The organism is Pseudobdellovibrio sp. HCB154, assembly GCF_046267985.1.
GTDB lineage: Bacteria > Bdellovibrionota > Bdellovibrionia > Bdellovibrionales > Bdellovibrionaceae > Pseudobdellovibrio.
Genome location: NZ_CP176530.1, coordinates 1,848,353 through 1,866,733, shown reverse-complemented (window position 1 = coordinate 1,866,733; position 18,381 = coordinate 1,848,353). Strand labels below are relative to the sequence as shown.

General features: G+C 39.3%; 19 protein-coding genes and 1 tRNA gene. 12 read left to right on the top strand and 8 right to left on the bottom strand.

Annotation, left to right across the window (positions count from 1 at the left end):
- The first annotated feature begins 59 nt into the window (after positions 1–59).
- From ACKWCF_RS09130 to ACKWCF_RS09115, 4 genes are read left to right on the top strand one after another with little or no spacing between them, the layout of a single operon-like run.
- Entirely contained in the window at positions 60–1,958 is a 1,899-nt protein-coding gene (locus tag ACKWCF_RS09130) for a hypothetical protein (protein WP_409477270.1), read from the top strand.
- Between the two features lie 20 nt (positions 1,959–1,978).
- On the top strand, positions 1,979–3,394 hold the full coding sequence (gene hflX, locus ACKWCF_RS09125; RefSeq protein ID WP_409477269.1) for a GTPase HflX: 1,416 nt from the start codon (positions 1,979–1,981) through the stop codon (positions 3,392–3,394).
- 16 nt (positions 3,395–3,410) lie between these two features.
- On the top strand, positions 3,411–4,655 hold the full coding sequence (locus ACKWCF_RS09120) for a DEAD/DEAH box helicase (protein WP_409477268.1): 1,245 nt from the start codon (positions 3,411–3,413) through the stop codon (positions 4,653–4,655).
- Positions 4,656–4,665: 10 nt separating this feature from the next.
- Positions 4,666–4,839, top strand: a complete 174-nt coding sequence (locus tag ACKWCF_RS09115) for a hypothetical protein (RefSeq protein ID WP_409477267.1) — start codon at positions 4,666–4,668, stop codon at positions 4,837–4,839.
- Here ACKWCF_RS09115 and ACKWCF_RS09110 read toward each other — a convergent pair.
- The 5 genes from ACKWCF_RS09110 to ACKWCF_RS09090 all read right to left on the bottom strand — a co-directional run bounded on the left by ACKWCF_RS09110 (position 4,836) and on the right by ACKWCF_RS09090 (position 9,534).
- Positions 4,836–5,468, bottom strand: a complete 633-nt coding sequence (locus ACKWCF_RS09110; RefSeq protein WP_409477266.1) for a hypothetical protein — start codon at positions 5,466–5,468, stop codon at positions 4,836–4,838. The genes ACKWCF_RS09115 and ACKWCF_RS09110 overlap by 4 nt on opposite strands.
- An 88-nt stretch (positions 5,469–5,556) precedes the next feature.
- The gene (locus tag ACKWCF_RS09105) at positions 5,557–6,342 is read right to left on the bottom strand and encodes a DsbA family protein (protein WP_409477265.1); all 786 of its coding nucleotides are present in this window, start codon (positions 6,340–6,342) and stop codon (positions 5,557–5,559) included.
- A gap of 88 nt (positions 6,343–6,430) precedes the next feature.
- Complete coding sequence (locus tag ACKWCF_RS09100) at positions 6,431–7,102, bottom strand: response regulator transcription factor (protein WP_409477264.1); 672 nt, start codon at positions 7,100–7,102, stop codon at positions 6,431–6,433.
- A complete protein-coding gene (locus tag ACKWCF_RS09095; protein ID WP_409477263.1) occupies positions 7,102–8,625 on the bottom strand; it encodes a sensor histidine kinase in 1,524 nt (507 codons plus the stop codon). Before ACKWCF_RS09095 ends, ACKWCF_RS09100 begins: the two co-directional genes overlap by 1 nt.
- 192 nt (positions 8,626–8,817) lie before the next feature.
- Positions 8,818–9,534, bottom strand: coding sequence for a response regulator (locus ACKWCF_RS09090; RefSeq protein WP_409477262.1), 717 nt, complete (start codon positions 9,532–9,534; stop codon positions 8,818–8,820).
- 111 nt (positions 9,535–9,645) lie between these two features.
- On the opposite strand from ACKWCF_RS09090, the gene ACKWCF_RS09085 reads away from it, so the two are divergent.
- Complete coding sequence (locus tag ACKWCF_RS09085; RefSeq protein WP_409477261.1) at positions 9,646–11,061, top strand: sensor histidine kinase; 1,416 nt, start codon at positions 9,646–9,648, stop codon at positions 11,059–11,061.
- A 59-nt stretch (positions 11,062–11,120) separates the two neighbouring features.
- Here the strand turns inward: ACKWCF_RS09085 and ACKWCF_RS09080 are convergent.
- Positions 11,121–11,197 (bottom strand) — tRNA-Met (locus ACKWCF_RS09080).
- Positions 11,198–11,302: 105 nt separating this feature from the next.
- Positions 11,303–11,740: a DUF962 domain-containing protein gene (locus tag ACKWCF_RS09075; protein ID WP_409477260.1), complete on the bottom strand. Its 438-nt coding sequence runs from the start codon at positions 11,738–11,740 to the stop codon at positions 11,303–11,305.
- Between the two features lie 164 nt (positions 11,741–11,904).
- Between ACKWCF_RS09075 and ACKWCF_RS09070 the strand changes: the two genes are divergently transcribed.
- The 4 genes from ACKWCF_RS09070 to ACKWCF_RS09055 all read left to right on the top strand — a co-directional run bounded on the left by ACKWCF_RS09070 (position 11,905) and on the right by ACKWCF_RS09055 (position 13,997).
- Positions 11,905–12,090 carry a hypothetical protein gene (locus tag ACKWCF_RS09070; RefSeq protein ID WP_409477259.1) on the top strand — a complete coding sequence of 62 codons (186 nt, stop codon included), beginning with the start codon at positions 11,905–11,907 and terminating at the stop codon, positions 12,088–12,090.
- Positions 12,091–12,220: 130 nt separating this feature from the next.
- Positions 12,221–12,625, top strand: coding sequence for a phosphoribosylpyrophosphate synthetase (locus ACKWCF_RS09065; protein ID WP_409477258.1), 405 nt, complete (start codon positions 12,221–12,223; stop codon positions 12,623–12,625).
- Between the two features lie 24 nt (positions 12,626–12,649).
- On the top strand, positions 12,650–13,381 hold the full coding sequence (locus ACKWCF_RS09060) for a hemerythrin domain-containing protein (RefSeq protein WP_409477257.1): 732 nt from the start codon (positions 12,650–12,652) through the stop codon (positions 13,379–13,381).
- 37 nt (positions 13,382–13,418) lie between these two features.
- Positions 13,419–13,997, top strand: coding sequence for an energy transducer TonB (locus ACKWCF_RS09055; protein ID WP_409477256.1), 579 nt, complete (start codon positions 13,419–13,421; stop codon positions 13,995–13,997).
- On the opposite strand, the gene ACKWCF_RS09050 is transcribed toward ACKWCF_RS09055, so the two are convergent.
- Complete coding sequence (locus ACKWCF_RS09050; RefSeq protein WP_409477255.1) at positions 13,998–14,954, bottom strand: rhodanese-related sulfurtransferase; 957 nt, start codon at positions 14,952–14,954, stop codon at positions 13,998–14,000.
- Positions 14,955–15,103: 149 nt separating this feature from the next.
- On the opposite strand from ACKWCF_RS09050, the gene ACKWCF_RS09045 reads away from it, so the two are divergent.
- The 3 genes from ACKWCF_RS09045 to ACKWCF_RS09035 are packed head-to-tail and all read left to right on the top strand — an operon-like array spanning position 15,104 to position 18,380.
- Entirely contained in the window at positions 15,104–16,705 is a 1,602-nt protein-coding gene (locus tag ACKWCF_RS09045) for a peptide chain release factor 3 (RefSeq protein ID WP_409477254.1), read from the top strand.
- 2 nt (positions 16,706–16,707) lie between these two features.
- Positions 16,708–17,577, top strand: coding sequence for an ABC transporter ATP-binding protein (locus tag ACKWCF_RS09040; protein ID WP_409477253.1), 870 nt, complete (start codon positions 16,708–16,710; stop codon positions 17,575–17,577).
- Positions 17,577–18,380 (top strand): ABC transporter permease, encoded by an 804-nt coding sequence (locus ACKWCF_RS09035; RefSeq protein ID WP_409477252.1) that lies wholly within the window; start codon positions 17,577–17,579, stop codon positions 18,378–18,380. Before ACKWCF_RS09040 ends, ACKWCF_RS09035 begins: the two co-directional genes overlap by 1 nt.
- Position 18,381: the final 1 nt, after the last annotated feature.

Genomic DNA, 18,381 nt, shown 5'->3' with positions numbered 1-18,381 from the left:
GGTCCTGCGAAAGACTCAACAAACTATTATTTTGTCTCTTTGGGCGTTACAATTTAAGAATGAAAAAGATAATGTTATCACTTGTTGTAGTGTTCGCAATTGGTCTTAGTTCTTACTTTCTTAAAGACACCTTCCAAAATGAAAACATAACTGAATTAAGTTCCTATGCGGGGGAGCAGAAAAATATCTGTTCAATCACGATTAATTCAGACGACGAAATTAAATCTTTTAGACAAAAGCTATCAGGCGACAATCGTTTTAAATTTACAGAGCTTGCCGTTGGTGATGAGCGCTGGTTTGACCGAGCTTGTAATCAAAATATTCAGTGTGATGTGCTGGTGATTTCGGGCCACTTCGGCGGAACATTCTTTGGCGAAAGTGGCTACCACTTATCGTTATCAGAACTTGAAACAAAAAGCTGCTCACGCAAGTGCACAGGCATTTTAGAAAAACCTAAAGAAGTCTATCTTTTTGGTTGTAATACTTTAGCGGGTAAAGAACCAGACGCCAGAACTCCAGAAGAATATTTACAAGTATTATTAGCCGACGGCTTAGAGCGAAGCTTTGCTGAACGTGTGGTTGAAGCCAGGTACGGCCCATCGGGAGAAAAAAACATCAGCCGTATGGAAAGATCATTTCCCGGAGTACCTGCAATTTATGGCTTCTGTGAAAAAGCGCCACTAGGAAAAGAATCAGGCCCGATCGTTAAAAGCTATTTATCTACAGTATCTGATGGCTACTTTGATCAATTAAATAAACTTGAGCACGTACAAAAAACAATGCAGCCGTACTCGATGGATACGTTAGGTAAATTAAGTAATACAAACCTAGCATCACGTTTCACTGCGATTGGTCGATGTTTTAAACAGACAAATGGAATTGGTACTGATAACGATATCGCTAACCGTATTTGCTCTGTCAGAAATACAAATAATTCAATCGAAGCGCGCGCTGCAGATTTAGATTATCTTCTGCGCTCAAAGCAAAACTTAGGTTATATCGAATTGTGTAACGATTTCTTTAATGAAATGAGCAAAGTAAAACTTAATCCGGCTCAAGCCCAAGCCATCGCACAAATTAAGAATAATGATAGTCTTAAAAATGATTTAGCTGGCTTAATTGATAAGGTCACATTCTTCTTAGCTTACGATTATGCAACTCTAGGTGTGCAATTGGGTTTACCTGTGACACAAGTGTCACCAACAGTCTCAAAATCATTTATCAAAATGGTCACTAAAGGGTTAACTCAAGAAGAAATCAACTTGATGATTAATTCAGATTTCAGAAATCCGTTTAAAAATTTAATTCGTATTGATTATGCCTCAGTTGATACCGCTAAAACCTGGGAAAACGGAAGCTCTATTGAAGCGATTGGTTTAACAGGCACTAAAGATCCACAGATTATTAGTCGTTTACAAAACTTATTATCTACAGCGCCGACAACCATTAAACGCCAATTATTAAAAGCGCTAACGCGTTTAGAAGCGGTGACCGCAAGTTTAAAAAAGCCTTTAATCGAAATGCTTTACGAGACAGACTACGACATCCGCGCAAATTCTGTTCAAGCTTTAGAACAAATCCAAACTTATGACGAACAAGTCGTAAACGAAATTATTTCATTAATGAACCGCGAGCAAAACCAGTGGGTTTTAAAAAAGGCTTCGCTGTATTTCGTAGGGGTTCCGTTTGATACACCAGCCATTCAAGAGCATTTAACAAAGTCTTTGAAGCACTCATCAGCCGAAGTTCGCCAGTACACCTCTCAGGCTTTAGGTAACAGAAACTTAAAAGAGCCCTTTGTTTTTGAAGCCTTGGTGCAATGTTTAGCAGACCAAAACGCCTCAGTTCACGATAACTGCCGTTATGGCTTAAAAAGAAACTCAACCAAAATACCAAAAGATTTAGTGGCCCATATTCAATCGCAATATCCACAGGATTATAGCTATATTTTTAAGTAAAAAGTTGGTAGATTGCGCCCATGATAACACAAAAAAAGGGCGAGCTACCTAAAGCGGTTTTAGTTGGTATTCAATTGCCGGGTATTGATCAGGCCGAGCTGCAAAGTTCATTACAAGAATTAACAAGATTAGTAACCACACTTGGTTACCGTGTTATCGGACAAGTTACGCAAAAACGCAGCAGTGATCGTTCAGCTTTAATCTTAGGCGATGGAAAAATGCAGGATCTAGCGCGCTGGACGGGTGGATCTGGAAAAGTAGCAAGCCTTGTCGATCGTAAAAAATCAAAAGCCGCTCTTAAATGGGAAGAAGAACGTTCATCTGAAGATGAGATCGAAGAAGAAATCATCGAAGACGAAGAGTCAGAGTCGCAAGAACAAGAAATCACCGAAAAAGCTGATATCGTGATCGTTGACTGTGATTTATCACCTTCACAATTACGCAATTTAGAAAGTGCCACGGGCGTTTCAGTTTTAGATCGCACGGGTGTAATTATTGAAATTTTCAGCCGCCACGCAAAAACAAAAACAGCACGCTTACAAGTTGAAATCGCACGTTTAACTTATGTAGCCCCGCGCATGCGCGAAACGGGTGGGGGAGACGACCGCGAAGGTGGAGGCGGTAAAGGTGTCGGTGAATCAGCTCTAGAATTAGATAAACGTAAAATCCGCGATCGTATTAAAGAATTAAAAACTGAATTAAGCGCGATTAGTAACGAACACGAAGTGCGCCGTGCACGTCGTAGCCAAGAAATCAGTGTGGCGTTAGTCGGGTACACGAACGCTGGTAAATCATCTTTAATGCGTGCTCTAACGGGCAGTGATATTTTAGTTGCCGATAAATTATTTGCGACCTTAGATACAACGATTCGTCCATTGTACCCAGAATCGCGACCGAAAATTTTAATTTCAGACACTGTGGGTTTTATTAAAAAACTTCCACATGATTTAGTGGCATCGTTTAAATCAACGCTTGATGAAGCCTTGCATGCCTCACTTTTATTATATGTCGTAGATAGTTCTGACCCATCATTTCGCACTCAACTAGAGGTGACCCAAAAAGTTCTAGATGAAGTCGGGGCAACAGATGTGCCGCACTTATTGGTGCTTAATAAGCGCGATAATTTAAGCGATGAAGAGCAGGCTCAACTTGCAGCCGAGTACCCAAATTCGATCTTAATTTCGACCCGAAACCCAGAAGATCTAAAAAATTTACGCGATAAAATCCTAAGCTATTTCGAAAGCGAAATGGTTGATGAAGACTTGTTTATCCCGTACTTAGTGCAGGGAGCGATTATAGGCGATATACGCGCCCGAGTAAGGGTGTTAGCTGAGAGCTATAATGAACTAGGAGTGACTTTAAAGATACGGGCTACTCCAGACGCCTTAGAGCATTTTCAATCACAGCTAAAAAGCTTAGTTAAACCGCGTAGATAGTGGTAATGTCCGCTCCATGAAATTCGATAAATTACAGCTGAGTGAAGACCTATTACGTAACCTTTTGGATATGAAGTATTTTCGTACAACAGATATCCAATACAAAACTATTCCTGCGGTTTTACGCGGTGAAGACGTATTAGCTATCGCACAAACAGGTACTGGAAAAACAGCTGCATTTGCAATTCCAATTATCGATATCATTCACTCAAGTAAATCAAGTAAACGTTCTGGTGGTATTCGTTGTTTAGTGATGGTTCCCACGCGTGAATTAGCGCAACAGATCGGTGAAGTGTTTAACAACTTAAGCCGTCACATGCGTTGTAAGTCATTCGCTCTTTACGGTGGTGTAGAACAAGATCGCCAAATTAAAAAACTTGAAGATGGTCTTGATGTTTTAATTGCAACTCCGGGCCGCATGTTCGATTTAATCAGCCAAGGTCATATTGATTTAAGTGGTATTGAAATTCTAGTGTTAGATGAAGCCGATCAAATGTTAGATCTAGGTTTTATTGAAGACATCGAATCGATCAAACGTAAATTAACTCGCGGCCATCAAACTTTATTTTTCTCGGCTACGATTAATACAAAAATTAAACGTTTAGCGTACAACCAAGTTCGTCATAACGCGATTCGTATTCAAATTTCTCCAGAAGATCCGGTTTCAAAAAATATCTCGCACGCGGTGATCAACATTCCGATGGATGATAAACGTTTCTTCTTGGCAGATTACGTTAAACAAAATCCTGAAGGTAAGTTTGTGGTGTTTGTAAGAACTCGCATTCGTGCCGAGCGCGTAGCTAAAGCTATGGAGCGCATGGAAGTTAAAACACTTACCCTACACGGCGAAAAAGACCAAACTGACCGTCTGCAAGTGATGCAGGCTTTTAGAAGCGGTGAGTGTAAAGTGTTAATCGCCACCGACATTACAGCGCGTGGGATTGATATTCCGGATGTCACTCATGTGATTAACTATGATATTCCAGAAAAAGCAGAAAACTACGTTCACCGTATTGGTCGTACAGGTCGTGGCTTTAATAAAGGCTTAGCGGTTTCATTCTGTGCTCCTGAAGAAAAAGAATTGTTATTAGATATCGAAGATCTTATAGGTAAGCAGATCGACGTTCTTAAAGTCAGTAAAAAAGCTTACGAAATGGTTTTAACTCCGCCTAGCGAAGATATGAACTTTGCTGAGTTAATCGCTCATGAAGAGTCAGTTATGGGTAAGCCAAAAAAAGGTTTTAAAAATAAGAAAAAATAAGGATACGATTATGAAAAAGACAGAAACTAAAAAAACAAATCTTTTATTAGAATTAACAAAACGTAAAATCGAAGCCAATCAAGCAGGTACGTCTGAAGGCTTTGGTAAATTCAGTTACAAAAAGCCACGCAATACGAATAATTCAAATGTAGGCCCAGCTTGGGGCCCACGTAAAGGTAACTAAAGCGGATCTACAGTACAGCACCAGAACGTTGCTTCTAAAGGTCCGTAGCATTTAGTCGACATATCTGGGGCAGTTGTAGCTGGACAGCTGTTTTTATCATTAGGGCTGCACACGAAAAGTTCGTGCGGAATACAGCCATCTATCCCGTTTAGATCCTTAACGGTAATTGTCGCGCGATCAGTATTTTTCTTCGGATCTGGATCATCATCTTTAAATTTTTCAACGATTTTATACTCTGGCAATATAAGCTTAGCGATAGCATCGCGCGGAACATCGACAAAAATATCAAATCTTAAAGGGCTTCCATCAATAATCGAGTACAGGTCGACAACAAAGTTTTCAGAAGCAAAAGCAGACCCTTTATCTAGGGTAGGAGCTCGAAACGTCAGAGTTTTACGGTCATCACTGAATGTAAGGCCTTCAGGTGGTGAAACAATATGGCTTCCAAACCAAGCGTGCTCTAGACGAATTGTATAAACATGATTCGGCTCCAACTTATTGTAGGCAAAATCCAGTAGAACGCCATGAGTTGGAAGTGACGATTTTAATTTTGGAATCGGTTTTTTTGCGAAGCAAAAGTTGAAAGGTAAGCTGCAAACTAAGATTAAACACAAAATAAAATTTCTCATAGCCGTATTCTATTATGCTTAGCGGTAGAGTCAATGAGAACGACTGCTCGCCAGGAGGGGGAATAATGGCGAACAGTCTTGGGAGAAATTAGTTTTTAGCTGAAAGCTGGCGATCAATAATTTCTTTAAACGCCGCCAGCGGGTAGGCACCTCTTAACGAGATTCCGTTAATTAAATATCCAGGTGTTCCGGACATATTAAATTTTCTGGCTTCTTCAGTATCTGCTTCGATACGTTTTGAAATTTTCTCATCTTTTAAAGAAGCTTCTAATTTTTTAATATCAGCTCCGGCTTTCTTTGCTAGTTCTTTAAATAAGCCTTCACCTTTACTTTGCATTTGACCTTGGTTTTCAAATACTAAGTCATGAAATTTTTCAGCCTTAGCATGGTCTTGCATCGCGATCGCTTCGAAATAGCGGGCAGCAGGAATAGCTAGTGGATGAAAATCCAGCGGTAAATGTTTGAAGACAAATCTAACTTTATCGCCGTATTGTTTTTTAAGTTCTTTCATTGTTGTGTAACCGCGCGAGCAGTATGGGCATTGAAAGTCAGAATACTCAACAATTGTGATGGGCGCTGATTTGTTACCAAAGATCACGCGGCCTTCTTCGACTTCAGGTTTAAGTGGGTTTTTAAATTCCTCTTCACGTTGTTTTTGTTCTTCTTGTTGGGCGCGTTCGCCAGCAACCTTTTGAGCAGATTGTTGAGCTTTCATAACCACTTCGATAAATTGATCAGGTGCTTTTTCAATGGCCGTGAAAACAATAGAAGGATCTTTTTCAACAGCCTCTTTAATTTGTTTTGCACTCGGCGCGCAGGAAGCGAGTAAAAGTCCGATAATTGATATTTTAAGTAGCCCACTCAGTTGATTCATTGAATCCTCCATTAAGATGTTGGATTCCAGAATACCAATTCGAGTTTTTAGCGTGTCACGCTTGTGTGAATCGTTTGTAAATTAAACTTTACAAAACTTTAAGGCGATACCCCACCGAACGTACTGTTTCGATCAGTTGATCATCGATTTTCTGTCTTAAAAGCATAATATGCGTATCTACGGTGCGCGTTGTCGGGTAGACCTCATAACCCCAGACTTTGTTTAAAATCTCATCTCGAGAAAAAACTTTTTCAGGGTCTTCAGCAAGCAGAACTAAAAGATCAAATTCTTTTTTAACCAGTTCAATGGCGGCACCCTTAAAATTCACTTTATGGCGAATACGATCAATCGCCAAAGATCCTACAGTCAGTAATCCGGTGGGCTCTGGCGCTTTAGTTCTAAGTTGAACGCGCACGCGGGCAATCAGTTCGCGCGGTTCAAAGGGCTTCGTTAAATAATCATTAGCGCCCATTTCTAAGCCAAGCACTTTATCGACAACTTCAGCGCGAGCGGTTAGAAAAATAACTGGAGTGGCCACACTTTGCTTTCGTAGTTCAATTAAAAAATCTAAACCTTGGCCGTCAGGTAACATCCAATCTAAAATAATAAGATCGGGTTTACTTGAAACAGTGGGTATAAATTGCTCTCGAGCTAGAGCTAAGTTTTCACAGATCGTAACTTGATGACCTTCTTTAACAATCAGATCTTTTAGTGAAAGACTAATATTCTGGTGATCTTCAATAATTAATACATGCGCCATTAGTTTTTACCTCGCAAAGGTAAGATCAAAGTAAATACCGTCGGATTTTTAGAAAATAACAAACGGGCTCCCCATTGATCTACGATGAATAAAATCATATTAAGACCTAACCCCATACCTTGACTACGTGGGCTTTTAACAAAGGCTTCGGTCATTTGTTCAAGTGATTCAAATTCGTTTTTACCATTATCTTGAACTAAAATTTTAAGCTGCGTTTTGTTTTTCTGCAGTTTGATCACAACTGGTGGTTTTCCATGAATAAAAGCATTTTGAACTAAATTCGATAAAATAAACTTAAGCCAAAAAGGATCTACGATTAAGCTATGATCTTCAGTTAATAATTCAGATGAAATGTCTTTGTTTGAATCTAAGACAAAATCACTGATCCAGTTGTTAATAGATGGAATTTCGACATTATTAAATTGAACACGATGACTTTCCGTTTGCAGATAGGTTTTACTAACCTCAATAATTCTCTGCATACGAAAAACTTCAGCTGATAAACGAACCACAAGATCTTGCGTTTCAGGATCTAATTTGTTTTGTTTTGACGTCATTTGTTCGATCAACAATAACATTGCACTGACCGGAGTTCTAAACTCATGACTTAGTACCTGTAGCGACAAACGATGTTTAAGCTGAGCTTTATTTTTTTCGTAAAGGCTTTTGATGTAAAACCCAAGTAAGCTAAATAGAAAAAGGCCGATTAACAGTATAATCGTAAAAGAGTAACGATAAAAATAAGCTTGAGTTTGGCGTGAATTATAAGTCCAGCAGCTATTTCCAATCTTTAAAATACAAGTTCCATTTTCGATTTCGGGACTGACTTCAAATTTTCCATTTTTAACAGCTTGGTTAAACTCAGCCGCTGAGTAAACCAAATAACTAAGCGGAGAAAACCCCAGTCGGTCTTGGTCTTTAAATAAAACATAATCTGAAGTCAGAATAACTTCTTCTCCGCGAATTACTGATTCAACTTCAAGTTCACTAAAACGCGATAGAATCAGAAACTTTAAATCGTCGATTTGATATTTTTGTAAGACCTCTTTTAGTTCAGAAATTTTAAAATAAGAAAGATGCTCTTCGACCCAAGCTTTTTCATCTTCTAAAAGGGTCGGGTACATTGAAATCAGATACGCATAGCTTGATCCTTGCTGGTCAGCAAAGGGTGGTTTTAAAAAGAAATCATTTGGTAGTGGTGCAGAGCCAGATAAAAAGAATTCGAGCTGTCTTCTTTTATCTTTTGCGAAAGTGATGGCGTCTCTAGTTTCTTCACTTTCGATTTGTTTTTCGCTGCAGTTCTTGCAGCTTGCTAAATTTGGCTTTTTGATACTTAACAGCGGATGCAAAATTTGAAACTGCCCGCTGTTACCATAAATTTCAGAGAAATTAATTTCAGCTAAAGGTTTAGAAGTTAAACGAAACTGGGTGATCGTGTCGTGAATTTCAGAGCTCAAGTTTTCATTTGAAAAAAACAAACCTCTTTGAGTTGCTGACTGCGCCCAATAAATATAAATCAGCATCAGGCCCACAAATAGGCTTAACAATCCGAAGTGATTTTTAATAAACGAGGTTTTCAAACTTGCTCCATGGGGTAAACTATACCGCAATTGCGCTAAAGTTATGTCAACCCAATGTAAAGTCAGTGTAAAGTCTAAAATCTAGGATTTAGTTTACCTTAAAACTAATAAGTGCGATCTGGTGCTAGTATGGGCTCAGACTTGCGGAATATAGGCAGCCGGATTGTTTAACTTCATAGTTTTGTTGTAAAACTCGAAGGCTTTTTCGTTGAGGTAGAAAAACTCTAAACCGATTTCTAGTTTCTGATTTTCTGTCGATCTGTGGCTCCAGCGAACTACGCCTGACATAACACTTCCATCAGAAAAAGTTAGTTCAAGATTGTCACCGAAGTTGATGTTGTTGTTATCGCATAAAACCATTATTCCACCGCGCCCGACGGAAAGAGATTTGTTTGTTAGGGCTTCGTCTGGAGTTTGGTTTAGTTTTATTTTAATTAAATTCTGAGGTGAAAAGACTTCCTGCCATCGCTGAGATGCGGGTTTTAAAACTCGATGAAAACCGTTAAGAACAGTTTCGAAATCGAATGGTTTATTAATAAAGCCTTCAACGCCAAGATGGTAAGCTTCCGAGGCCGGAAAATCCGAATATCCGGTCATAAGAAAAATAATCGGTGAGTTTGAGTTGAGTGACTTCACCTTTTTAGTGAGAGTCAATCCGTCTTCGATCGGCATTCTGATGTCTGATAAAATAATATCAAATTTTTTTTGGCTATTAAGAGTGAAAGCTTGTTGGCCATTTTCGGCTTCTGTAACAGTTGCGCCGCAATATTCAAGCTCTAGCTTTATGATTTCTCTGAGGTCAATATCATCTTCAACAAGTAATATTTTTAAACCTTCGATAGCGCTACTCATCAGATAGACCTTTTAAGTTTGATTTCGAGAGAATCTAAAGGCAAATTACCCTCTGATACGCTTGTTGTCAGTTGAATTCACTCATATCGGATTTAAATATAGGGCAATCTCATGTCAAATAAATATTATTTAAATACCAATCAGAATCTAGCAGAGGATCGTCTGTTAAAGTCCGGTCAATATGTTGAAACTCAGCTCAAAAATGAACTTGTTAAAAGAAGTAGATCTGCAGCACCGGCCTTCATTGCAATTTCTATGATATTCTTTTTTGCCCCATTAGGCTTAGAGGGTCAGCTTGGGGTCGTGGCAAGATTGTTACTAGCAGCTGCCTTCGTTGTGGCGCTAATTCGCTATTTCTATTGTAAAAAAGCCCTTAAACTTGAAACTCAAGCCGCTTTTGATAAAGCGTATATGGCTATCGAAAAAGTAATTTGGGTACATTCGCTTTCATGGGCTTTGTTTTTTGGGATGGCCTTAATCAATGCGAGTGATATCAATACGAACTTCGTTATCGCTTACCTAAGCTATATCGGCTTTATGACTTCAAGTATCGCCAGCCTATCTGTAGTACCAGAGATTTCTAAAAAGTATCAATATGCAATGGGCATTGCGGCCTTTGTAGCGGTGGGGGTTGATGCTGTTATTAACCGTGATTATGGCTTGTTCAGTTTTTGCGTTATCTCGTTTGTTTTTATGGTTTATGTTCTTAGGCAAAGTAAAGACTATTACTTGCAAAATCGCAGTTACTATCAGCAACAATGGGATCTCCTTCTAGCCAACGATAATTTAATCAAAGAAACAACTCGAGCTGAAGGGGCGGCAAGAATGGCTGCCGTCGGGCGCCTGGCTGCGGGAGTTGCGCATGAGCTTAACTCTCCACTCATGGCTGCAAGCGTTTCGCTTCAACAAACGCAAAGACTGGTTGAAAATGAATTAGCCAAAAATGCTATGCAGGAGCGCGTGGCAGAAAACTTAAGTCTGGCATTAAGGTCGACTGAAAAAATGTCGAAAATTATAAATGCTATGCGAAGTCTCGAGCCTGCAGGAAAAACCGATCGTCATATTCGTGAGTTTACGGTTGGCGAACTTATTCAAAATTTTAAAGATTTAACTGCAGAGCGTATTAAGAAAGAATCAATCGACCTTCAATTTTTTTCAGATAATGAAGATCTGAAATTTTCTTCTGATGCGACAATAGTAAATCAAGTGCTTCTTAATTTATTTACTAATGCCGTAGAGGCGTTTAAGCGAAACCCTGAACAAAAAACACGGCAAGTTAGAATCGTCATAAAACAAAAAGATAATGTGTTAATTATTTCTATGGCCAACAACGGCCCTCTTATTGAGACCGACTTACGTGGAAAAATCTTTATTCCGTTTTTTACGACCAAAGAACTTTCGCAAGGCGTGGGCTTAGGGCTTAATGTTTCACAAAGTTTGTTAGAATCGGTTGGTGGCCAACTTTGGCTAGATAAAGACACCGATATGACCCAGTTTTCGATTTCAATACCAATGCAAAAACGGTAGTTTAAAAATTAACCTTAGTTAATATAATAATGTGATTGATTGTTTTTTTAGAAAAAAATTGGTTGCGGGGGCAGGATTCGAACCTACGACCTTCGGGTTATGAGCCCGACGAGCTACCGGGCTGCTCCACCCCGCGACTGACTGATGTGACGTTAAGATAAGTGGCCAAGCCTTTAAAGTCACGCATTAGTTTTAAATAAAACTGCTTAATTAACTGTCTGTGTAACAATATAATCAGGATTTAGTGGTAATAAACCCAAAGAGGGCCAATCAGTAAGAACTGAAGATCTTGAAAGAACGAAGGTTTTTTACCTTCAATATGATGCCCATAAAACTGACCGATCCACGCCACAACAAATATCGTAATATTTAGTGTCAGGAGTGGAGCACCCATATTTTGTAAAAGCATTAATAAAGAAGACACGATCGCGAAAGTTAACAACATGTACGCAAAAGGTTTAAGCCCCAAGCGCGCATAAAAAATTAACGCCGGAATCATTACGATATGCGACCAATTAATAGATGGAACATTCGGAAACAAAAATCCTTTTGGAATGCACCATAACAAACCTACAACACTAAATAGAATTGCCGGAACGCAGATCAAATGAATCGCGCGATTAATTTTGTTCTGATGTGTTTCGCCGTAGGCCATAAGCCAATCGTTTAATGTTCTCATGTTTATAATTATACACCATATCAGTTAGTTTATCGAACCCTTTCTGGGTCTAAACACGGGAACTAGCCGCAGCATTTTAATTTCTACTCAAAAATAACGGTGTTTGGATTTGGAACAGAACTTGTACTTGGGTTTATGCAGTTTCGTTAACAAGGAGTACTACAATGAAAGAAAATGCTAATCCAAATCAAAACCAAAATCCTAACCAGTCACAACAAGGCTCACAAACTAACAAACAAAACCAAAGCTCAAGCACTGGTTCTAGTACAGGCTCATCGTCGTCTTCGTCTCGTGAATCAAATTTCAATCAGGGACAAACAGGCGGCCAACAACCAAGATCTAATAAATAAGTTTTACTTGCAAAAGTAAAAGACAGACACACACATACATCCGAATCAACTCGTTGCCCTGAAAAAGTAACGAGTTGGAAGAGTCTCATCGCAAGATGAGGCTCTTTTTTTTGAAGGGGTGAAAAAAACTATGGAGCAACATACAACTACTAGGCTTCCCAGCGACATGATTCGCGCGGGCACAGGCGAAATGCAATGTGTAACTGATGCGATCAAAAAACTGGAAGAAAAAGGTTATACGCATAATCTGGTATTAGCTTATGACCATTTTAAAACCGAAGACGGAAAAATTAAACTTTATCCGAAAGATATTTTCTTCGATGAGGTGATGCGTTTTGAAAACACCTCTGATCCTGATGATCAATCTATTCTTTATGCGATTTCATCACTGACTGATGATGTTAAAGGAATTTATGTTGAATCTTACGGACTTTATCATGAAGAAATTTCGCCACTCATGATTAAGCGAATGCAATATTGTCATGCGCTAAGACAAAATTCCCCACATCAAAGTGGCACTGGCCTTGCTCTGTAATTAATGATTACAAGAGGAGTTTTAATGAAAAAAACTAAACGTTCAACACGTACATCGGGTGCTTCGGCATCTCGTTCTAAATCAAAATCTTCAAATTACCGCACAACCAGCAGATCACGTTCTCACGAACATGATGCAGATGATATGATTTACGATGAAGAGTACGAAGATTTTCGTCCGACAAGAAGTTTAAGCCGAGGCTCACGCACTCGTAGTAGTAATGCGCAGACTTCAAAAGACGATATCGTAAAACTAATTTTACTCGACCATGCTCCGCTTAAACGTTTAATCGCGATTCTTAAAGACTCAGAATTAACCATCAGAACCCGCAGAAGAGCCTTCGATCAGTTTGCGCCACTTCTATTAGTGCATGCGCATGCCGAACAAGAAAGTTTTTATACTTTTTTAAAAGATGAAAACCGCGAGTTGCGTGTGCATGGTTTAGAAGGTGATGTTGAACACGCTCTAGCTGAATATATGGTTGATGAAGTTAAAATGGCCGAAGATGCCGGTGTTTGGTCGGCCCGTGCAAAAGTATTAGCCGAGCTTGTTGAACACCACATTGAAGAAGAAGAGTCAGAGATTATTCCTGATTTTAAAAAAGAGGTCGATATTGAAGATCGCATTTTGATCGGCAAACAATATTTAGACTTAAAAGATCACTTCCGCAGAGAAGAAAGTTTAACTGAAGACGAAGTGGATGCGATCCAAGAAGAGCGAAATCGCGATTATCGCCCTTCAAACCTAATGCAGTAACTTGAAATTGCGTGCGATTTTGGCTATAAGTTAAACTATGTCGAAATCGCGCAAATTTCTATACTTAACAGTTTGTCTGTTGTTATCAGGAGGCTTTCATATGCTTGCCGCAGCTATAGTCATGTTTTTAGCGCAACCGACAGGTCAGATTTACGAGAATATCGAAGTCACTTCTTATGTGACTCCGATCACTAAGCCTAACGAAAGTAAAATCGAAAAGCCTAAACACCAAAAAATAAACGAAATCGCTGATCAATCTAAAGAGTTATCAAACGAAACAAAAACGCCAATCGGCGGAACAACCCACGAAGACATCGCCGAAGAATTGGCTGCCGATGGGATGATCACATCACCTGCAGTTCTAATTACAAAAACAAAAGCCAACCGCACTGAAGCCGCAAGACAAGCTGACTTTTCAGGAATCGCACAAGTTGAGTTAGTTGTAGGATCAGACGGCGCCGTTAAAAATGCAAAACTAAGAAATTCACTGCCGTACGGACTAGACGAAGTCGCCTTAAGAATCGCCCGCGAATCAAAATTTAGACCTGCGATGATCAACAATAAACCCGTCGCAAGTGCTATTTTATTTAAAGTCAGATTTGAATCAGAGAAATAGTTAATTCTCTTCAGTCTCATACGGCTGCACTTGGCGTGGAGCTTTACGGTCTGGATGAAGCTTGTAGTGATACGCGCAGTCTTTAGAACAAGTATCTTTCTTCCACTCAATTTTTGCACAGTCTTCACAGATGTGGTCGTGAGTATCACAGCGTTTGCAATCAATCGGCGTGTTACCTGGCTGGCCGCAGTGAGGACATAAAGTGTATTTCACAGTTGGCTTTAAATCTTGGTCAACAGCCACGCGGTGATCGAACACGAAACATTCGCCTTCGTATTGATCGTTCGGGTATTCTTTTAAGTAATTTAAAATACCGCCATCAAGTTGGTAAACGTTTGAATAGCCTTTTTCAGTTAGTTCTAAAATTCCTTTTTCACAACGGATTCCGCCAGTGCAAAAGATAAGAACTTTTTGATCTTTAGAAATATTTTGTGAATCCATATATGCTGGAAATTCAGTGAATTTTTCAGTCTTAGGATTTAAGGCCCCTTTAAAAGTACCGATTTTATATTCGTACCAGTTACGGGTATCAATGATGATCGGTTTTTCGTTTTTCATCACTTCGTTCCACTGAGTTGGTGTTAAGTGACGATTAATTCCTTCAGGCGGAACTAGATCTGGAGTGCCAAGTGTTACGATTTCTGGTCTGATTTTTACAACAAAACGGCGAAATGGTGATTTGTCAGATAATGAATCTTTAAAATTTAATTCTGTTAAACCAAAGTTAGCTAATAAGTCTTTTTTGAAATTTTCTAAATTCTCTTTTGATTTTGCAGAAACTGTCGAGTTAAAGCCTTCAGCAGCTAAAATAATTAAACCTTTGATTTGGTGTTTTTCAGCTAAAGAATTAAACCAAGTTTTTGTGCCTTCAACATCAGCGATTGGTAGAAATTTGTAGAATGTAGTGATGAAGTATTGGTTAGCAGACTGTGCGCCATTTGCCGCATTAATAGACATATAGACCCCTTTCAGTTGTCAGACGGTGGCTCCAAACCACCATGAGTTGATTTTAGGTCATTAAAATCAGACTTTTACTTTTAAAGCATGGGGCGCAAAGGGTCAATTTATTTGAATGAACCCTAAAAAATGTCTATAACTACACGGTTATGTCATTATCAGTTCAAGACCAAAAAGAGATCCTGCGTCGTCGCACGTTCGCCATTATTTCCCATCCAGATGCGGGTAAAACCACGCTGACAGAAAAACTTTTATACCACGGCGGAGTAATCCACGAAGCCGGTGAAGTAAAAGGAAAGTCTGGAACTAAAGCTGCAACGTCGGATTGGATGGAGTTAGAAAAACAAAAAGGTATTTCTATTACGTCTTCGGTGATGACTTTTGATTACAATCAATTGCGTATCAACTTACTAGATACTCCGGGCCATAAAGATTTCTCTGAAGATACATACCGCGTTCTTATGGCGGTTGAATCCGCTTGCATGCTTATCGACGTGGCCAAAGGGGTCGAAGATCGTACTAAAAAACTTTACGATGTTTGTCGTCTTCGCGATATTCCAATTTTTACTTTCGTAAACAAGTTAGACCGTGAAGGTAAAGACCCTCTGACGTTAATCGATGAAATCGAAAGAACGCTAAACATGCAATGTTACCCCGTGACATGGCCCTTAGGTATCGGCCAACGTTTCAAAGGGATTTACAATCGTTTAAATAAAAAAGTTTATTTCTACGATCAACGCCGTGAAGGTGATGAATTCACTGAACACGATTTCTCGGGTCCACAAGATCCGATCTTAGATAAATACTTGGATGCCGAAACGGCTGCGCAAGTGCGTGACGAATTAGAACTCATCGAATCAGCGCTTCCGCCATTTGATGTGAACGAATTTTTATCTGGAAAAATTTCTCCGGTAACTTTCGGTTCAGCTAAGCAGAATTTCGGTGTAGATACGTTCTTGAATTTCTTCACTCAATTTGCACCAGGTCCAAAAGCGCGTCCGGCAAAAGCGGGCAGTGAAGTTGATCCATTGTCTGAAAATTTCTCAGGCTTTGTTTTTAAAATTCAAGCCAACATGGATAAGCGCCACCGTGACCGTATTGCGTTCGTTCGTATCTGCTCAGGTAAATTCGAGCGCGGTATGAAAGTGGGTCATTCTCGTTTAACAAAAGAATTGCGTTTATCGTACTCATCACAATTCGTAGCCGCTGATAAAGAAACAGTCGAAGTGGCCTACGCTGGCGATATCGTCGGTGTCGGCGATACCGGAAACTTCGCCATCGGCGATAGTATTTCTTCAAATGGAAAAGTTAAATTCGAAGATATCCCGAAATTCGCGCCAGAACTTTTTGCTAAGCTTCAGGTAAAAGACGCCTTAAAACGTACAAAACTTCAAGAAGCGTTAGTTCACTTATCCGAAGAGGGTGCAATTCAGTTATTCGTAGATCCTTTTATCGGAGCGCAAGAGTACATCATCGGAGCGGTCGGCGAACTTCAATTCGAAGTTCTAGTTCATCGTTTACAAGATGAATACAATTTAGAAGCTAAACTTAACCGTTTACCTTTCACAGTAGCTCGTTGGCCAAGATCGCCTGAGGGAAAACCAGTAGGCCAGTTAAAAGGTAACTTCACGTTATTTAAAGATATGATTGATCAACCCGTATTACTTCTTAATCAAGAGTGGGATTTAAACTGGGCTAAAAAAGAAAATCCAGATGTAGATTTCGCTACGTCGATCTCGAGAGCAAGATGATCATGAACGCATTAGAAGTTTCAAACCTAAAAAAGACTTACGAAGATCCAAAAGATCCTTCGAAGTCGACTCATGCTTTAAAAGGTATTAGTTTTGAAATTCGTCCTGGTGAAATTTTCGGGTTACTTGGTCCAAATGGCGCCGGCAAAACCACATTAATTTCAACAATCACGACATTAGAAAAACCTAGTTCTGGCGATGTGCGTGTGTTTGGCATTGGCGTTCAAGAAAATCCACAATTAGTAAAACAGTATGTGGGTACCGTTCACCAAGAAGTCATTAACACAGGTTACTTCGATATTATCGAAATTTTAAAATTCCAATCAGGTTATTACGGTTTAAATAAAAACATCGATCGCATTAATTTTTTAGTCGACCGTTTAGGTTTAAAACCGCATGCCCATAAAAAAGTTAAACAATTATCAGGTGGTATGAAACGCCGTTTGATGATCGCCAAAGCTTTAGTGCATTCGCCGAAATTACTTCTACTCGATGAGCCAACAGCTGGTGTTGACGTAGAACTTCGTGAATCACTTTGGAAATTCGTGCGTGAATTACAGCGCGATGGCATATCGATTTTACTAACGACACATTATTTAGAAGAAGCTGAACAGCTTTGCCACCGTATTGCGATCATCAACAAGGGCGAGTTAAACTTCTTAGGTGATCCAAAAGAAGTCATTCAAAAATATTCGACTAAAAAATTAAGCATTAAATTTACGAATGGTGAATCAAAAGAAATTCTCTCAAGTGCAGCTGATTCGTTAAATACGATCTTAACGCAACATAAGATTTCTATTGCTGATGTAGCTGATATTCAAATGACTGAAGGAAAGCTTGAAGAAGCCTTTTTAAGAGTGGTGAACAGATAATGCAAACACCAATCGCTAAAATCAATCCTTGGATTCCATTTATGACTCTGATTCATAGGGAAGTTAAACGCTTTATGAAGGTGATCATTCAAACGATCGTGAGCCCGATTATCAGTTCATCGTTGTATTTATTAATTTTCGGAGTGTCGCTAGGATCACAAGTAAGCCTAAAATCAGGAATTCCGTATATTACGTTCTTAATTCCGGGTTTAATGATCATGGGTTTAATTAATAACTCGTTTCAAAACTCGTCATCTTCAATCGTAACGTCAAAATTTTCAGGCGATTTAGAAGATATTCGCGTAGCTCCGATTTCCAATAATCAAATCATTTGGGCTATGGGCATCGGCGGAATTATCCGCGGAACAAGCGTAGCGTTAATCACAGGTATTGTTGGACTTACTTTTCACTACTTTATGACGGGTGAGTTAATTCCGATTCAGTATCCATTTTTATTTGTTTTATTTTTAGTGTTAAACGGTTTGATCTTTTCGTTCTGCGGAATCTTTGTTGCTTTCTTAGCTAGAACATTCGATCAGTTAAGTGCATTTTCGACATTTATCTTAATTCCGCTAACATATTTAGGCGGGGTGTTTATGTCGATTGAAGGCTTACATCCATTTTGGCAGAAAGCCTGTCACTTAAATCCGGTATTTTATTTAATTAATGGTTTTAGATATTCAATGTTAGGCCAAAGCGATGTGGAACTAATGACCACAATCGCAGTCAGTTTCTTAGCGTTAGCGGTAACTTACTCTATGGCCATGTATTCTTTAGTAAAAGGCTCTTTTGCTAGGTGGTAGT